The organism is Erysipelothrix larvae, from assembly GCF_001545095.1.
In the GTDB taxonomy this organism is placed as follows: domain Bacteria; phylum Bacillota_I; class Bacilli_A; order Erysipelotrichales; family Erysipelotrichaceae; genus Erysipelothrix; species Erysipelothrix larvae.
In genome coordinates, this window is record NZ_CP013213.1 from 2,346,459 (window position 1) to 2,362,765 (window position 16,307).

Consider the following 16,307-nt stretch of genomic DNA (forward strand, 5'->3'; position numbering starts at 1 on the left):
ATGTCCATGGATTACATAAACACTCTTTATAAAAACATGTAGAAAAGGTGTCAGAGATTCCAACACCTTGAGTTTTGATATATTTATCCGCTTATTTATGATACGGATGATTTTTAAGAATCATGAATGAACGATAAATTTGTTCCATGAGGATTACACGAACAAGTTGATGGGGAAAGGTTAAATCTGATAATCTCCATCGAAAATCTGCTCGGTTTCTGATTGTTTGATCAACACCATGAGAGCCACCGATAACAAAGGTTAGGTTTTTATGTGTTTCAAGACCTTTTTCACACAAGGATGCGAGTCCATGTGAATCCAGCATTTTCCCTTGAAGGTCCAATAAGACTACATAATCGCGTTCATCAATTTTCGATAAAATCCGCGCGCTCTCATCTTTAATTATGCCTTCTGATTCACTGTCCTTCAACACTGAATTAGGGAGTTCTACAACCTCCACCTTTTGAATTGGTGTGATTCTTTTTTGGTATTCCTCAATCAACGAAAGCATTGCTTTCTCTTTTATGCGTCCAATACATACGATTCTTATCATTTAAGCACAACCTCGATTTCCTGTGATGCACCATCCCTGGTCACAGTAATCTTAACATGGTCGCCCACTGATTTCGAGTATAAGATGCGTCTAAAGTCTTTGAAACTTGTAACTTCGACGCCATCAATTGAAGTAATGATGTCGTATTGCTTAACCCCAGCTTCATCTGCCGGTCCACCTTTAGTTACTTCAACAATAAATACGCCTTTGTCATCTTGTTTTAGTCCATAGTATTGGAGATTGAATGAATTCAAATCACTGATTGATACACCCGAAATTCCGATGATTGGGTACGTTACTTTTCCATTTTCTTCAAGTTGTGTCACAATCGGAATGACTTCGTTGATTGGAATCGAGAAGCCCATACCTTCAACATTATCAGAACTGATCTTCATTGAATTAATGCCGATAAGCTCCCCTTGCATGTTCACTAAAGCACCACCGCTATTTCCTGGGTTAATTGCTGCATCTGTTTGCAAAACAACCATATCCCAATCCGCAACACCATCGCCATTGAGGTCTACGGAAACAACCCTGTCTTTACCTGATATAATTCCGAAGGTTGTTGAATTAGAGAACTCTACACCCAATGGGCTACCAATGGCAATGACAAATTCTCCGACATTAAGCAGTGACGAATCCCCTAATTTGAACGGTTCAATGTCATAATCCTTTTTTACAGTGAGTAATGCAATGTCTGAGTATTCATCAGATCCCACAAGCTCTGCGGTTTCTTCTTGTCCATTTGAGAAGCGGACACTGTACTCATTGCCACTGTCTATTACGTGATGATTTGTGATGATTGATATCACACCATTCTCATTTTTATAAATAACCCCTGATCCACTACCTATTGTAGTCCCGTTGTTTTTATTAATGACACTTACTACCTTTGATTCAACCGCTTCGTTCACTTTCGATACATTTGATTCAATGTTCGATACAAAGTTTTGCGTTTCGGTATTTCCCGAACTGTCCGTTGATGTTGTAGGTTTATTTTCCAAGTTTATTAAAGAATATGTAAGGTAACCGTTCCATACAAAGAGCGCAGCGATCAAGATCCCAATTAATTTCTTTTTCATAAGTACCTCCCTATGTACCATAACTATAATACAACGATGTGATACAAAAATGTGATGGGCTCAATTTACAAAAAAAGAATGAAATCCAAGCAATATCGCTCAAATTCCACTCTTAATAATTTCAAATTGCTGTGCAACCTTAATCTGAATCTTTTTGTTTTGAATCATGTTTTGAACTGTGTTTCGCGCCAATTCTATTGTATTTGCCTCTTGACTCAAGTGTGCAAGTACGACCTCTTTTGTACGATTTCCAACAACTTCACTTAAGATTTGTGCTGCATCTTCGTTTGAAAGATGCCCTGTATCCGATAAAATGCGTTGTTTAACACTGTACGGACGGCGTGTGTTCATTAACATTTGAGGATCATGGTTGCTTTCGAAAATATAATAATCCGCATCTAGAATTAAAACTTTATCACGTTCACGAACATATCCCGTATCGGTGATGTAGACAAGTTTCTCAAAGGAATCATCAATAATATACCCACATGAGACATCTGCATCATGAGAGGTTGGGATGGGCGTGATTGAAAGTGACCCTACCGTAAATGGATGGTAGGGGATCACTTGAATGTGTGCATCTGATCGGGGTTCAGGAGTATATATCTGAACATCTTTGAAGAGTTTCATTTGACTGGTGTGGTCAATATGCTCATGTGTTATTAAGAGCGCATGAGAGTTTTGCACACTCAATCCGAGTTCCTCAAAGCGTGCTGTAAGATAACGTTTTGTCGTCCCACAATCAATCACGATTTGTTCATAATCTGTTTGAATTACACAGCAGTTTCCTTTGGATCCGCTGGCAAGTAAGCTAAATTTCATATTAACACCCTAGATAGGTACACGGATTTACCGGTGACCCATTTCGATACAATACAAAGTGGACGTGCGGTCCTGTGGTACGACCTGTCATACCAACATAACCAATTTGCTCACCTTTACGAACGGTTGTTCCCACACCAAAGTATCCTGGACTTTCCATATGGGCATACAATGTCTTAAATCCGTTATTGTGATTAATCACAATGTAATACCCAAATTCGCTGTGGTATGTGTTCACTTCCACGACTCCACGGTCAGAAGCATAGATTGGACCATAGCCTCTATTTGAACGCGATTGGAAGTCCGTAGCGGCATGACCACCATAACAATACCATCCACACGATACGCGGGCATTATTCATTGGCCAACGGAAATCACCGCTACCAACTTTAGGTTCTACATAGGTACCTACATACACGATACCACGCACAGGTTCTTTTGTAACTTTTGAGGATACACGGGTTGAACTTACTGAAATATCATTTTCATAAACATCATGATAGGTCACATCTTCATATCCAACTTCTTCATTGACTTCAACACGTGTCAGTCCTTCTCTAAGACTTGGATCTTCTCGATAGATGACATCTTCAGGGTAGATTTTCTCAGAGACGAGACGTTCTTTTGTTACCACTACCGTAAGTGGTGAGTTAAACTTCGCAATGTTCAATTCTAAACCAGGTTTAAGCACTTGGTTTGTATTCGCGATTTGAGAACTATTAATTGACACGAGTTGGTTGGGTGACATTTCATTCAGCCATGCAATCCCTTCAATTGTGTCATATTCTTGTACCGTGTATTTCTTTACATCCGGTTTATACCCAAAACTTAGAAAATTAAGAATTTCCGTTTCGGTTAGTAAGATATCATCAATGGTCGCGAGTCCTTCTGATATGGTGATTGTTTCACGTACATCAAACCCAATTTCCTGAGTACCATAGGTTACAAGTGGTGTAATTTTTTCGCCTTTTGTTAAGGTCTCATACGCTGAATCGGATAGATACCCTAATATAAATTCTTTTCGTGCTTCTAAAAAATCATCACGATTTTTTACGTAAATAATCGCACCATTTGAAAAGCTTATTTTATCAACCTTAATTGCAATTAAATCCGATTCATAAATATAATTAAAGATTTCTTCATCACGATCTTCATAGACATTGTAGCTCTTCTCTGTTGTCATATAGACATCTTGTACATAGCCTAATTCAGAATCTTCGAACTCTTCTTGGTATTCTTTCGTATAGACATCATTAAACAGTGCGTCGATTTTATCTGGATTTGAAATAATTCCAACCAACTGTCCTTCGTTATATAGTTTTGTGATTTCAATTGGTTCGTCCAATACTGATATAACCTTTTGTGTAAATACTGCGGATGATGTATCAACAAGTTCAAAGGTTGAACCATATTTCGCCTCAACACCTTGTCCCTTTAATCCATAAGCCAGTCCCACACTAATGCCCAGTATTCCAAGAACCATTAGAAAATTTCTAAGGTTTTTGTTGTTTTTCAATGCTCATCGCCTCCGTATCGATTATCCACAGGATAGAACCGGTTAATGCTTGCTCTAAAGCTTAATGGTACATCCCCTAACGCACCATTACGGTGCTTGCGGATCAATAGTTTGACATCCTCTTCTTCTCTTGGTTCGTTTTCAACACCATTTTGTTGGCGTTGGTGATATTCTTCTCGATATAAAAACATAACAATATCCGCGTCTTGCTCAATCGCCCCTGATTCACGCAAGTCACTCAGTTGTGGCATGTTCCCTTCTCTTCTTTCAACTAAACGCGAAAGTTGAGACAATGCCAACACTGGTACTTCAAGCTCACGGGCTAATTGCTTAAGCCCACGTGAGATTTCAGATACTTCTTGTTGTCGGTTATCGGAATTACCGCGTCCTGTAATCAGCTGAACGTAGTCAATTACGATAAAATCCAAACGGTTATCATTTTTAAGTTTACGACATTTCGCAAACATTTCGCTTAGGGTAATGGTTGAGCTATCGTCAATAAAAATATTGCGATCACGCATAATCGTTACCCCTTCGTTTAACTTATTCCACTCTTCTGTTGAAAGCTTCCCATTTCGAAGGGATGCTCCTGGAACTGCAGATTGTGCTGATAGCATACGCATCATTAAATGTGACGCAGGCATTTCCAGAGAAAATACAGCGACTGCAGCCTCACCATTGGCATTCATACGTGCAATATTCATTGCAAGATTTAGTGCAAAAGCGGTTTTCCCTACAGAAGGACGTGCCGCTAGAATCAATAAATCACCGCGTTGTAATCCACTGGTAATGTTATCCAAATGGTTATACCCTGTATAAAGTCCTGTAACACGTGAACCACGTTCTGAGATATCTTTGATTTGTTGGTATACTTTATCCACAACATCGCGTCCCGCAAGCATATCATCAGTACGTTGACTGAGTGCAAGGGTTGCGAGGTTCTTCTCGGCCATATTGAGAAGGTCACTAAAGGATGTGCTTGTATCAAATCCTTTTTCCATAACCATTTGTGATGAAAGGATCAAGTTTCTTAATCGTGATTTCTCTTGAACTATCTCAACATAATCTTCCAACGTTGAAGGCGTTCCAGAGTTTTCGCTTAAGAACACAAGATAAGACATACCACCCACAGCATCCAGCAAGGTGTGGTCTTTGAGTCGTGTTACAACGGTTGTTGCATCAAGAGTTACCCCTTCATCCAACAAAGCTGACATATGTTCAAAAATACGTTGATGTTCTGATTTAAAGAAATCATTGGGTGTAAGTCCATGTTCCATGACCGCATTACCACTCTCAGGATATACCAATAAGGTTCCTAAAACTGCTTGTTCTGCTTCAATACTATGTGGTAATTTGCGCATACGTTACACTCCTATCCTTTTGATTTCAAGATCACTGTTAGTTTGGCACTGACGCTATCATACAGTCCAACTTCTAATTTATGAGGCCCCAATCCTTGAACTGGACCATTTGGTTTGAATTTTCGTTTGTCTACTGAGATATTATAATCCGATTTTAGTTTCGCTTCAATTTGTTTTGTAGAGATTGATCCAAACACCCGTCCTTGACTGCCTTCTTTGACTTCAAATACAACTTCAAGCTTTTCAATCTCTTGTGCAAGTTTCTTTGCATCTTCAATGTTTTGTTCATGTTGCTTCTGACGATCCACTTTTTGATCTTTTAGGATGTCTCTACTGTGTGAGCTTGCCAGTACTGCTAAACGATTTGGGATGAGGTAGTTTCGTGCGTATCCATCCGATACATCAACAATTTCATCTTTTTTTCCTAATTTTTTAACATCTTTTAATAATATTACTTTCATACTAGTCTCCTTCTTCCATTACTTCACGTATTGCGCCTTTTAAGGACTCTACAACATCATTTATGCTTTGTCCGACTATTTGTGTTGCAGCTCCGGTAAAATGGCCACCGCCCCCCAAACGTTCCATGACACGTTGCACATTTAAATCACCTTTTGAGCGTGCGGAAATCCCTACTGTATCCTCTTTAACAACAGAAACCACAAAAGAAGCTTCCACATCTCGAACTTTCAGGATATCATCAGCAACTTGAGACATAATCGTTCGACTGATTATTCCATCCTTATATGCTGCAATAACATATCCATCTTCAAACAGTTCACTGTGACTTAATACGCGTGTCTTCAATTCAAAGGCATCGTATTCATCTCTAAGTATATTTTCAGTCATTGTTAAGTCTGCACCATATTTACGCAGCTCAGCAGCCGCTTCAAAGGTACGGCTTCCACTTCGATTTCTAAATCGATTGGTATCAATTAACATTCCCGTGTACATAAATGTCGCATCAATCTTCGACAACGTGACATTCTTCAAATGATAAGGGAACAGTTCAATAATTAACTCACTTGCAGAAGAAGCCGAAGGTTCTATGTACACTAAATCCGGTTTAAATGTAAATTCACCGGTTCTTCGATGGTGGTCAATGACGATAATCTTATTTGCTTTACGAATAATCGGTTCACCTTGGGTTTGTTCAATACTGTGGTGATCCACAAGAATCACAAGCGTATTATCGCCCACCTTTTCAAGCGCTTGATTTGGCGCAGTAAAACGGTGGTGTTTTCCAAGTTCTTCTCGATTATTATTAAAGGCTTCTAAAAGTTTGACTTCTGTATCATTGAGATCAAACACAATGTCACAGGGTTTATCATACACACTTACAATGGATGAGATTCCCAACGCACTCCCAATACAGTCAAAGTCCATAATATGGTGTCCGACAACAATTACATTGGATGCTTTTTGAATTTGTTCACCAAGATTATGTGCAATAACACGCACACGCACTTTGGAGCGTTTCTCCACTGCTTCTGAGTTTCCACCAAAATATCGCATTTGTTCATTCTTTGTATTGATTGCGACCTGATCACCACCACGCGACTGTGCAAGTTCTAATGCACGATTTGACATATCTTCAAGTTCTTTATAGTTATCACTCTTGCGTGCAAACGCAAGGGATAATGTAATTGATGTATCGATTTCTGCAGATGCTTTACGTACATCATTAAGGATACTAAAGCGTTCACGTTCAATTTGAGTGAAGACTTTCTCATCCATAGCAAGTAAATAGCGGTCTGGACGAATACGGCGCACAAACATATTGTGTTGTGTTGCCCATCGTACAACAGCCTGACGAATATTCATATCAATATAGGAAACTGTTTGTTCCTCTGTATATGCGGTTGTATCTTCATAGTTATCTAAGTGGGCAATCCCAATCACAACTTGGTTATTTTTTAGTTGCGTTCTAACAACACCCAGCTCGGTAATATCTTGGAAGACTACGATTCCTTGACTTTTCAGTGCACCTACTTCAAAGACGATATCTTCGTAGTTCACCATTTCACGCTCTTTTCCATCTAAGACCACTGCACGTGCATCGGGGAAGATTTCTAAAAATCGCATGCCAATGACGTTTAGATCTTTGTAGGAATCAAAGAACTCACTCATCCACGTGATAATCCCATTTTCGTCATAGGTGACAAATCCAAGTTTACCAAAAATAAATGCAGCTCCGGATTCTTTCCCTAAGGCCCGTGAGACTGTAAGCACGCGTTCTTTATAAAGACTCCATGCTTGGTAAAAAATAAAGGTTACAAGCAATAAATTGAATAATATTAAGGCATATTGTATGTAAACAAGCCAAGTTTCTAAGAAGACACGAAAAATGACAACCATTACAAGTTCTGTAAGTGCCACCAACATAATTCTTGTTTTATATTTTTCGAAGCGTTCGACCATATGAACCCCCTTCGTTACCACTCAATATTACCATATTTATAAACAATTATCTATTTCTCGATTCTCTTTATTAAAACTTCAAAGGCTTCAAATACATAGATAATGACCCATGTTTCTAAAACAGTGATTAATAAGTACGCACCCATAAAAACAGCAGTCAGTAAGGGGCCTCTTTGTAAACCAAACAATTCTGAAATCATGATCAAATCTTCATTGATATCAACACCAATTATATTTGAAAACGTAAAAAGCATCACTAAAAAATTAATGATATTAACAATTGTAGAACCCATAAATGTTGTGAGTTTTGACTTCTTAGCACTCTTTAAAAATACATAGGTCAGACCTACTGCACCATAACCCAACACTAAAAGTGCATAACCAAAACCACTCACGATAAAGGTTAGAAATACGGATGTAATATATGCGGTCAGCGTGTATTGAACTGAAGCCTTTCTTCCATAATACATCAATGGGATTGGAATGAACAGGATGAGACACCCCCCAAACATCACATTGAGTAAAACGAGAATTGTAACGAGTGCTGCACACATTGCACCCAAGATTAATTCGTTAGTTTTTCTCATGATAAACTCCTATATAAGGCAAAATCCTCCCATAAGAGAGGATTTTTTGATTTCTTAATTGTCTGAAACGTAAGGTAACAATGCCATTTCACGAGCGCGCTTAATAGCAGTCGCGAGTGGACGTTGGTACTTCGCTTTTGTTCCTGTAACACGACGAGGAATGATTTTACCATTAGAAGAAATAAAACGTTTTAGTAATTCAACATCTTTGTAATCGATGTATTTTACGTTATTTTTTGTAAAGTAACAAACCTTGCGACGTGATCCACGAAATTTACGATATGACATAATTCAAATCTCCTTTCGATTAGAATGGAAGATCATCACTGGTAATGTCAAGTATTGGACCATCATCTACGCTATCGTAAGATGGTTCACTTGGGGCACTGTATGATGGTGCTACAGAACTTTGACGTTGTTGTTCTTGACGTTGAGCACGGGACTCAAGTGCTTGAACATTTTCAGCGACAACTTCGGTAACATATACACGCTTTCCAGTTGCATCTTCATAATTTCTTGTTTGGATGCGTCCTTCAACACCAATTAATGATCCTTTAGGAATATAATTAGCGAGGAATTCTGCTTGCTGGTTCCAAGCTACGCAGTTAATAAAATCTGCTTGCTCTTGTTCACCGCCAAAACGACGATTTACAGCAATCGTAAACGATACTACGGATTTACCGGTATTCGTTTTCTTCAATTCAGGGTCTTTCGTAATTCGACCCACCAATATTGTGCGATTAATCATTTTCTCACCTCATTAGTTTTGTTCATCTAATCTTACGATCATATGACGCACTACATCTTTGTTGATGCGAGCTAGACGATCAAATTCGTTTAGCGCTGCTTCTTCAGCTGAGGTAAATGTTGTAACTACGTAGTAACCTTTTGTTAAATCTTTGATTTCGTACGCAAGATCACGCAAACCCCACTCGTCGACTGAAACAAGTGTTGCACCATTGTTTGTCAAGATACCGTGTAGGTTCTCGATAAGTGCTCCACGTGTCGCATCATCTAGTGATGGATTTACGATGTACATCAACTCATATTTTCTCATTTGTACACCTCCTTTTGGTCTGTGGGCATTTCTGCCAAGGAATAAACTTACATTTAGTCCGGTCTAGATTATAACACTAATTATTCCGTTTGTCTATCTTACCTCAATATTAATTATGCACCCATTCCTACAATTCCTAAGCTAAATTGATTTTAAATATTGTTGGATGATGTCGCGTAATTTTTGATTGCGTTTTGACCCTTCTTCAGTTGTGCTTTGAGCATTCAATAAGAACTGTTCCACTTCCTGAATATCAAGCCATTGATCTGTAGAAACACTTGGATAGCGTTCTTTATAGTCAAGATAAAGCGCATAATAGTCCACGCCATCAAGGGTTAATTCATCATAAAACTCGTAAGGGAAACCACGCCCACTGTCTTCCACTAACTCATAGCAATCATACGTTTTGTTATAGCTCAAGAGAATTGTATTCTCAAATCGAACAAAGGTTTCCATTATCGTGGCATAAAACGCACATTCCGTGCATCCCCTTTAACAACCGCAATTCGCGTATCCGATAGCTTCGATATTATAGCAGCATCGTCTTTGTCTTTAAGTCCTTGTTGCTGTGCAAGTGCGTAACACTTGATTGCAAGGGATGTCTTAAATGCTTGAGGTGTCTGTGCACTATAATACCCTTTGGTTTTCACAGAAGATTCCATATATCCATCATTTACAGTAATGATTGGACTGCGCACTTCTGTCGCAGCGACACACGCATCTTCCGTCTCCATTTTATCCAAGATACGATCAACAACTTCTTGGCGAATCCACGGTCTCACACCATCATGAATTAACACAACATCCTCTAATACTGCAGTTAATCCATTTAGTACACTTTCAATCCGTGTTGACCCTCCCTTAACATGGAGTATTTTCCCTGTGTCATGTTGTTCAACAACGCGTCTCATATCGGTTGAATTCGTCACAATCACAATTTGCTTGCAGCGCCCATCTTCAAGAAATCGTGATACTGTCTTTTCAAGCACACTTGTGTGCTTATCAAACTGAGCAAGCGCCTTCTCATAGCTCTTACCCTTCGATGCATCTTTCCCTACTGCTAATATCAATGCTGAATAATTCATAAGACCTCCATCTTTTTGTATATTCTATCACATTTATACTCCATTGAAAGAAAGACATGAACTTTTTCCACAAATAAATTGATAGAGTATTTCACCAACTCTATTGAGAAGATATAAAATACAATCACTTTATCAGTTTTAATGCTTTTGCCTTATGAATTATTTTCAAGTATACAGGTTTCATATGTGCCTCATTCACTTCTTCTAGAAATGTATCCAATGGCATCCAACCAACATTACTATTCTCAGATTCATTGATGCTCAAAACTTCGCGTTCGCTTACCTCCAGTAAATACGTAACATTGATATGAAGGTGTGATGATACATATTCTCCCCTTTTAACATGACCAATAACTGGCAAAATATCAAGTGTGAATATCTCAGAAACAATCGGTCTCACTCTTTGCACGCCCGTTTCCTCCTTAACCTCTTGAATTGCGACCTCAAGAAAGTTTGGGTTCCCATCAACATGACCACCTGTCCATGACCAAGAGTTATAGATATTATGATAAACCATCAACACTTTGTCATGCGCCTCATTCAACACAAACCCCGAACTTGTGAAGTGGGCCGTTTCGTTATCACGCACAAGAAGATCCTCGTATCGATCGAGATAGTTCAAAATCATTTCCTTATCTTTAGTTTCTTGATCATTATAGGGTTTAACGTGATCAATTTGATTTCTTATGTTCATATTACCTCCATACTACAATGCCAACTTGACTTTGTTGCCTACCTAACAGATTATTCACACTGAATTCCATCACGATATGTTATTGAAACATATTAAAAAGGGAGGGTCACTTGTCCCTCCAAGATCTCCAAAGAGATTGTTAACAATAGAATTATAGCACAAATCACCAAACACGCTGAAACTCTTTTTTACTTCATTCAAATTATTAATTGTTTCCATTATAATGGAATACACGAACAAAAACAATCAAACCGTCCATTATGATGGAATGTAATCAATTGTTCAATAAAACGATAAGGGAATCTAAAGAATGACCTCAAGAATTCTATGCAGTGTTTAGTATAGACCGACACATTATATCGGTAAAAATATATGAAAAAACTGCACATTAATCCAAAATCAAGGTGATGATTAAGGGTTCTATGCAGTCATAATTTATGTACTTCTTTTGAGTGAGATAATCAATCCAAATCTATTTTTAACGATGTCTCATAAATGGGATAAGAAGTACCCTTATTGATACAAGTTGTTATAAGTCATTATACGCTTACTTAGTTGGTTTTTTCTAAGCATAATAAATATGCAACTGATCATATCTCATCTTATCTAATCTTCACTTAGGCGTAACTTGGGCGTAATCAAGGCGTATACGTTTACATCATTTATTTTTCTGTATTTCACGTCTCACGTTTTCTAAGTACACAAGTATAAATAGATATGACATTAAAGTATAATACTTACACTTAAGTAGACACTTCTCTATCTACTCTTGTATTTCAGTTTGTTTACTGTATCCCGCTTTAGCAACCCCTAGATCCAATTCTGCATTTTTAGAAGTTGTTGTTTTTATAGGATTGACCTTTTCTTCAGTTTCTATTAATTCATAACCTAGCGTTACGATTTTTACATCTTGTAAAAAAGACAAAATATCATTATCAATGTCTATCTCAGTAGTAAAACCACAATCTGATATATATTTATAAATTGACTTTACTTTTTCTATATCTGAGTTAAATTTCGGTTTTGCACCTTCTGACACGTTTATAATTCTTTTCAAATATTTAACTATACCTGATCTCCCAGCAGGCGGTTTATCCATTTCCGGTATAATCCATTGACCTTTCATCAACTCTTTTTCTTCTTTATATGCTTCGGGAATAATACCATCAGAACAGTATTTTCTTACTGTACTTTTCGCGACTCCCCATCTATTACTTGCCTCTTTAACATTCATAATTATTACCTTTCTTTACAAAACGAATGTCCACACTCCCCATTGTACTTTATTAAGCAGACATTAGCAATTACATTAGTTAACACTATATTATTTAGTGTATTTGTTTTTAATTCTTATAATAAACTTTTTCTCATAAAGTTTTATTTATATAGTCACTATTGTATTTTTCAAATTCTTTATGTTTTAAATCTTCTGTTGCTTCTGCATAAATATTCATTGTCGTTCTAATATCAGAGTGTCCTAGTACTTCTTGAAGAACCTTTAAATTAACATTTGCTTCTACTTGTCTTGTAGTAAATGTTCTTCTTAATGAATGACAACTTATATTAGGTAGGAATGTTATATTTTCAATATTATCTTTTTTCTGAAGTTGCTCTTCATTATAAAGTCGTATCATTCTTCTTAGCGCCTTATTTAATGGTCCTTGATTTATCGGGTTACCATATCGATTGATAAATATAAAATTACTAATTCCATCGACTACTTTCACTTGTTTAATATTTAAATCTCTTTGAATTTGCTTTTCTTTTATTAATGCATCTCTCACAATCTCAATCATTGGGATTGTACGTTCAGATGATTTAGTTTTTGGTAAGTTAACTGCAAAACGTGTTCGCTACAACCAATTTATATTAGAAAAAAAACGTCAACATAAGAGAGAAAGGAGACCAACTACATAGTACATAGAGGAGAAACTACAAACAATATTTATACAACACTATAGTATAGATGCCATTATTACGATATAATGGCATTTTAATACCGCAAAAGCAATGAAGTTTCGAACTTGACCTATGGAAGTTTTAAGAGATTGCCTACAATAAGGTACTAAAATTGACAAGAATAATAACACTCTTTAGTCGATTAACTTTAGCTTAATGACATTGTGTGACTTCCTCATTTTATTCATTAGCGTATTTTTTTATTATTGAGAGTACATAGTCTGAATTTAGCCAAAAACATTGCTTAGTAAATCTGTGATTCTGAGTATATATACTCGAATCAACTGTTCCATCTGTATTATCTATTATAATATTTGTAGATTTAGGCAACTGATTTGTCACTGACCGATTTTTAGCATGAGGTCGAACATGCGAGATTTTGCTGTCAGACATTTTAGGGAAGTTGTTATAAATCTTCTTACCCTTAATACTCAATATTAACTCATTGTTCAATATGTGATTGGTTCGCTCCCACACCCATCTAATCTCATTTTCTAAATCACTAGTAGGCATGTTCCAGAGTTTCGCTCCTTTGAACTTATACTCTCTAATTGAGTCGTCAATCTCTTCGAAAACAACAAACAGGAATATTGTAGAAGAAAACATATTTCTGATATCAGATTCTTCCCACGTCTCATTCGCAACCTCTTCAAAATCAAAAGCAGGAAAAGACATGCTCTCTTTAATTTTTCCGTTTTTACTGATTCTTATAGTCTTAATTTTTATATTCGCTTTACTGAACTCTTCTAGTGAGTCTAGACTATCTTGACCTACTTTAAGCATCCGCGAAATATATGATCTAATATATTGTTTGTTTCCTTTTCTTGGAACTTCTTCACCAACAAGTTCATCAATTTCTGTTAGTGATTTTCCTTTAAATGGATGAAAAGCTTGGTATATCAAATCATCAAGATTATTTGTTTTTAGTAATTCAAGGTTTTTGACAAAAGACTCTTTTGATTCCACTTCATGAAACACCTGAGTTCTAAGAAGATTTGTCATATATGTCGTTTTAAGTGAATAAGCGCGTTTCATTGCAGGTTCTTCGCTGAACGGTTGCTCAGTAACTGAATCTTTATTAACTCCTTTAGGACATGCTCCAAGATAGAATGTATCTCCTTCAGAAAGCTCATGAGCTTTACCATTCTTAATTTTACTTATAATTGTTTGCCAGTCATTCTCAATAATTAGCTTGTCCTTGCTAGGGATTTTATCATACTCGTAAAAGTAATAATTTGTAATGATATAATCAGACCTTGCTTTCTGTTTCTCGTACTCATATAAAATAAGCAATATTTTATCGATCTTAGAAAAGCAATGCGAATCATAGAACATCGTGTTAATATCATCAAAATAATTAATCATCGTAATTACAAGCCGTTCTTTTGCAGATACTTGTTTCCCATTTCTTACCCATTTATATCCCGTAGCTTTTAACTCAACACCTATATTATCAAAGTCTGGTTGTCTTTTATTATTGATTTCATATCCAAAAACACCTTGCTCCATTATATGACCAACCCAACCTTTTGAATTTTGATTGTTTAGCATTCCCTCGACTTCGTAGTCTCCAATACGCTTCCCTATGATCGTTTTAACTTTTTCGACTAGTTCTTCTTTTGATTGATATATATTTGCCATATTCATCCTCATCTCTATTTAGAATATAAAATAATTACACTTGATCTCCACTTCAAAAATGTGTATAATCTAATAAGTAGTACAATATAGAAAGTATATCAAATTTTAAATAGAAAGGCTTGGTTTCATGGAAAAAACCGTCATAGAATTGTTTGCAGGAGTTGGAGGATTCAGAGTTGGTCTTAATAACATTAGTGCTTTTGACCCAAATTCAGGCTTAGCCTTAGAAAATGGTGATTGGAATTTTGTTTGGGCAAATCAATGGGAACCATCAACAAAAATTCAACATGCATATGAGTGCTATACAACACGTTTTGGCACTGATAGCGTCAGCAATCTTGACATTAACAGTGAAAATAAATCATCAATCCCTGATCACACATTGCTTGTAGGTGGTTTTCCGTGCCAAGACTACTCAGTAGCCAGAACAAAAAGCAATGAAAAAGGAATCGAAGGGAAAAAAGGCGTTCTTTTTTGGGATATAGCTAAAACACTTGAAGAAAAGACCACCCCCTTCTTTCTTTTAGAAAATGTAGACAGGCTCTTAAAATCACCTGCTTCACAGCGTGGGAGAGACTTTGGAATTATGTTAAGAACCTTAACAGACCTTGGTTATGATGTTGAATGGCGAGTTGTTAATGCTTCAGATTACGGAAGAGGTCAACGGAGACGACGAGTATTTATCTTCGGTTGGAAGAATAATTCAAAATACGCAAGTGAGTATAAAGATGTTTTGTCAGTTGATTTTCTTCAAACCGATAGCTTATTTGCTCGTAGCCTACCAATACAAATAGAACAAAACATCCAATTTAGTTCAATAGATTTAAATGTATATGACGATACAGTAGAAATGACAAAAGGGTTTAAATTCAATTTTGAGAATACAGGTACTGTTCGAAGTGGTTTCGTTACAACATTTAAATCCTCACCTGTCAGAGAAAATCCCATAACAATGGAAGAAATTATTGAAACTGTCACAGATAAAACTGCATATTTCCTAACCCTAGATCAAGAGAAGAAATTCGAATACCTAAAAGGAAGCAAAAAAATTCCAAGAACCAAACCAAATGGTGAGGTTTATTTTTACTCAGAAGGAGCAATGAGCCAAACTGACGACCTTAATTTACCCGGAAGAACTATGTTAACAAGTGAGGGCACCGTAAACAGAAGTAGTCATCTTATCATTGATCCAAACACTAATAAGAAGAGATTTATTACTCCCATTGAAGCTGAGAGATTGCAAGATTTTCCAGATGACTGGACCAATACTGGTATGCCATTAAGAAGAAGATATTTCATGATGGGCAATGCACTTGTAACAGGAATTATAAAACGAATTGAACCTAGACTATCAGATATTATTGAAAATGAGTAGCTTACGCTACTCATTTTGCTCGTTTCCATTCCATCATTAATGACCTAATGATTGTGTTGTTGTTAATATATTTCCCTTTTATTTGAGACACAATAAATAATCATATGCGTCGTCTCACGTTTACAATCGGTACAGATTTCTCTTTTTTCAATAA

At 36.7% G+C, this 16,307-nt stretch carries 18 protein-coding genes; 1 reads left to right on the forward strand and 17 read right to left on the reverse strand.

Annotation, left to right across the window (positions count from 1 at the left end; genetic code table 11):
• Window positions 1-91: 91 nt before the first annotated feature.
• From AOC36_RS10915 to AOC36_RS10995, 17 genes are all read right to left on the reverse strand, one after another.
• Entirely contained in the window at window positions 92-553 is a 462-nt protein-coding gene (locus AOC36_RS10915) for a 23S rRNA (pseudouridine(1915)-N(3))-methyltransferase RlmH (protein ID WP_067634222.1), read from the reverse strand.
• Window positions 550-1,635 carry a S1C family serine protease gene (locus tag AOC36_RS10920; RefSeq protein WP_099091548.1) on the reverse strand — a complete coding sequence of 362 codons (1,086 nt, stop codon included), beginning with the start codon at window positions 1,633-1,635 and terminating at the stop codon, window positions 550-552. Before AOC36_RS10920 ends, AOC36_RS10915 begins: the two co-directional genes overlap by 4 nt.
• 99 nt (window positions 1,636-1,734) lie before the next feature.
• Window positions 1,735-2,457 carry an MBL fold metallo-hydrolase gene (locus AOC36_RS10925; protein WP_067634224.1) on the reverse strand — a complete coding sequence of 241 codons (723 nt, stop codon included), beginning with the start codon at window positions 2,455-2,457 and terminating at the stop codon, window positions 1,735-1,737.
• A gap of 1 nt (window position 2,458) precedes the next feature.
• Window positions 2,459-3,973, reverse strand: a complete 1,515-nt coding sequence (locus AOC36_RS10930; protein ID WP_067634226.1) for a M23 family metallopeptidase — start codon at window positions 3,971-3,973, stop codon at window positions 2,459-2,461.
• Window positions 3,970-5,334 carry a replicative DNA helicase gene (dnaB, locus tag AOC36_RS10935; RefSeq protein ID WP_067634230.1) on the reverse strand — a complete coding sequence of 455 codons (1,365 nt, stop codon included), beginning with the start codon at window positions 5,332-5,334 and terminating at the stop codon, window positions 3,970-3,972. The genes AOC36_RS10930 and dnaB overlap by 4 nt, the downstream gene beginning before the upstream one ends.
• Window positions 5,335-5,345: 11 nt before the next feature.
• The gene (gene rplI / locus AOC36_RS10940; RefSeq protein ID WP_067634232.1) at window positions 5,346-5,795 is read right to left on the reverse strand and encodes a 50S ribosomal protein L9; all 450 of its coding nucleotides are present in this window, start codon (window positions 5,793-5,795) and stop codon (window positions 5,346-5,348) included.
• 1 nt (window position 5,796) lies between these two features.
• Complete coding sequence (locus AOC36_RS10945) at window positions 5,797-7,755, reverse strand: GGDEF domain-containing protein (protein WP_067634233.1); 1,959 nt, start codon at window positions 7,753-7,755, stop codon at window positions 5,797-5,799.
• 50 nt (window positions 7,756-7,805) lie between these two features.
• Window positions 7,806-8,342 carry a DUF2232 domain-containing protein gene (locus AOC36_RS10950; protein ID WP_067634234.1) on the reverse strand — a complete coding sequence of 179 codons (537 nt, stop codon included), beginning with the start codon at window positions 8,340-8,342 and terminating at the stop codon, window positions 7,806-7,808.
• Between the two features lie 54 nt (window positions 8,343-8,396).
• Window positions 8,397-8,630, reverse strand: coding sequence for a 30S ribosomal protein S18 (gene rpsR / locus AOC36_RS10955; RefSeq protein WP_067634237.1), 234 nt, complete (start codon window positions 8,628-8,630; stop codon window positions 8,397-8,399).
• A gap of 19 nt (window positions 8,631-8,649) precedes the next feature.
• Entirely contained in the window at window positions 8,650-9,090 is a 441-nt protein-coding gene (ssb, locus tag AOC36_RS10960; RefSeq protein ID WP_067634239.1) for a single-stranded DNA-binding protein, read from the reverse strand.
• A 12-nt stretch (window positions 9,091-9,102) separates the two neighbouring features.
• Window positions 9,103-9,399 (reverse strand): 30S ribosomal protein S6, encoded by a 297-nt coding sequence (gene rpsF, locus AOC36_RS10965; protein WP_067634241.1) that lies wholly within the window; start codon window positions 9,397-9,399, stop codon window positions 9,103-9,105.
• A 141-nt stretch (window positions 9,400-9,540) separates the two neighbouring features.
• Window positions 9,541-9,855: a hypothetical protein gene (locus AOC36_RS10970; protein WP_067634243.1), complete on the reverse strand. Its 315-nt coding sequence runs from the start codon at window positions 9,853-9,855 to the stop codon at window positions 9,541-9,543.
• The gene (locus tag AOC36_RS10975; RefSeq protein ID WP_067634246.1) at window positions 9,855-10,484 is read right to left on the reverse strand and encodes an IspD/TarI family cytidylyltransferase; all 630 of its coding nucleotides are present in this window, start codon (window positions 10,482-10,484) and stop codon (window positions 9,855-9,857) included. Before AOC36_RS10975 ends, AOC36_RS10970 begins: the two co-directional genes overlap by 1 nt.
• A 124-nt stretch (window positions 10,485-10,608) precedes the next feature.
• Window positions 10,609-11,178 carry an NUDIX hydrolase gene (locus AOC36_RS10980; RefSeq protein ID WP_067634248.1) on the reverse strand — a complete coding sequence of 190 codons (570 nt, stop codon included), beginning with the start codon at window positions 11,176-11,178 and terminating at the stop codon, window positions 10,609-10,611.
• A gap of 763 nt (window positions 11,179-11,941) precedes the next feature.
• On the reverse strand, window positions 11,942-12,412 hold the full coding sequence (locus tag AOC36_RS12385; protein ID WP_067634251.1) for a helix-turn-helix domain-containing protein: 471 nt from the start codon (window positions 12,410-12,412) through the stop codon (window positions 11,942-11,944).
• Between the two features lie 133 nt (window positions 12,413-12,545).
• Window positions 12,546-12,974, reverse strand: a complete 429-nt coding sequence (locus AOC36_RS10990; RefSeq protein WP_067634253.1) for a tyrosine-type recombinase/integrase — start codon at window positions 12,972-12,974, stop codon at window positions 12,546-12,548.
• 343 nt (window positions 12,975-13,317) lie between these two features.
• A complete protein-coding gene (locus AOC36_RS10995; protein WP_067634254.1) occupies window positions 13,318-14,778 on the reverse strand; it encodes a Sau3AI family type II restriction endonuclease in 1,461 nt (486 codons plus the stop codon).
• A gap of 127 nt (window positions 14,779-14,905) precedes the next feature.
• Here AOC36_RS10995 and dcm point away from each other — a divergent pair, with 127 nt between their 5' ends.
• Entirely contained in the window at window positions 14,906-16,153 is a 1,248-nt protein-coding gene (dcm, locus tag AOC36_RS11000; protein WP_067634262.1) for a DNA (cytosine-5-)-methyltransferase, read from the forward strand.
• Window positions 16,154-16,307: the final 154 nt, after the last annotated feature.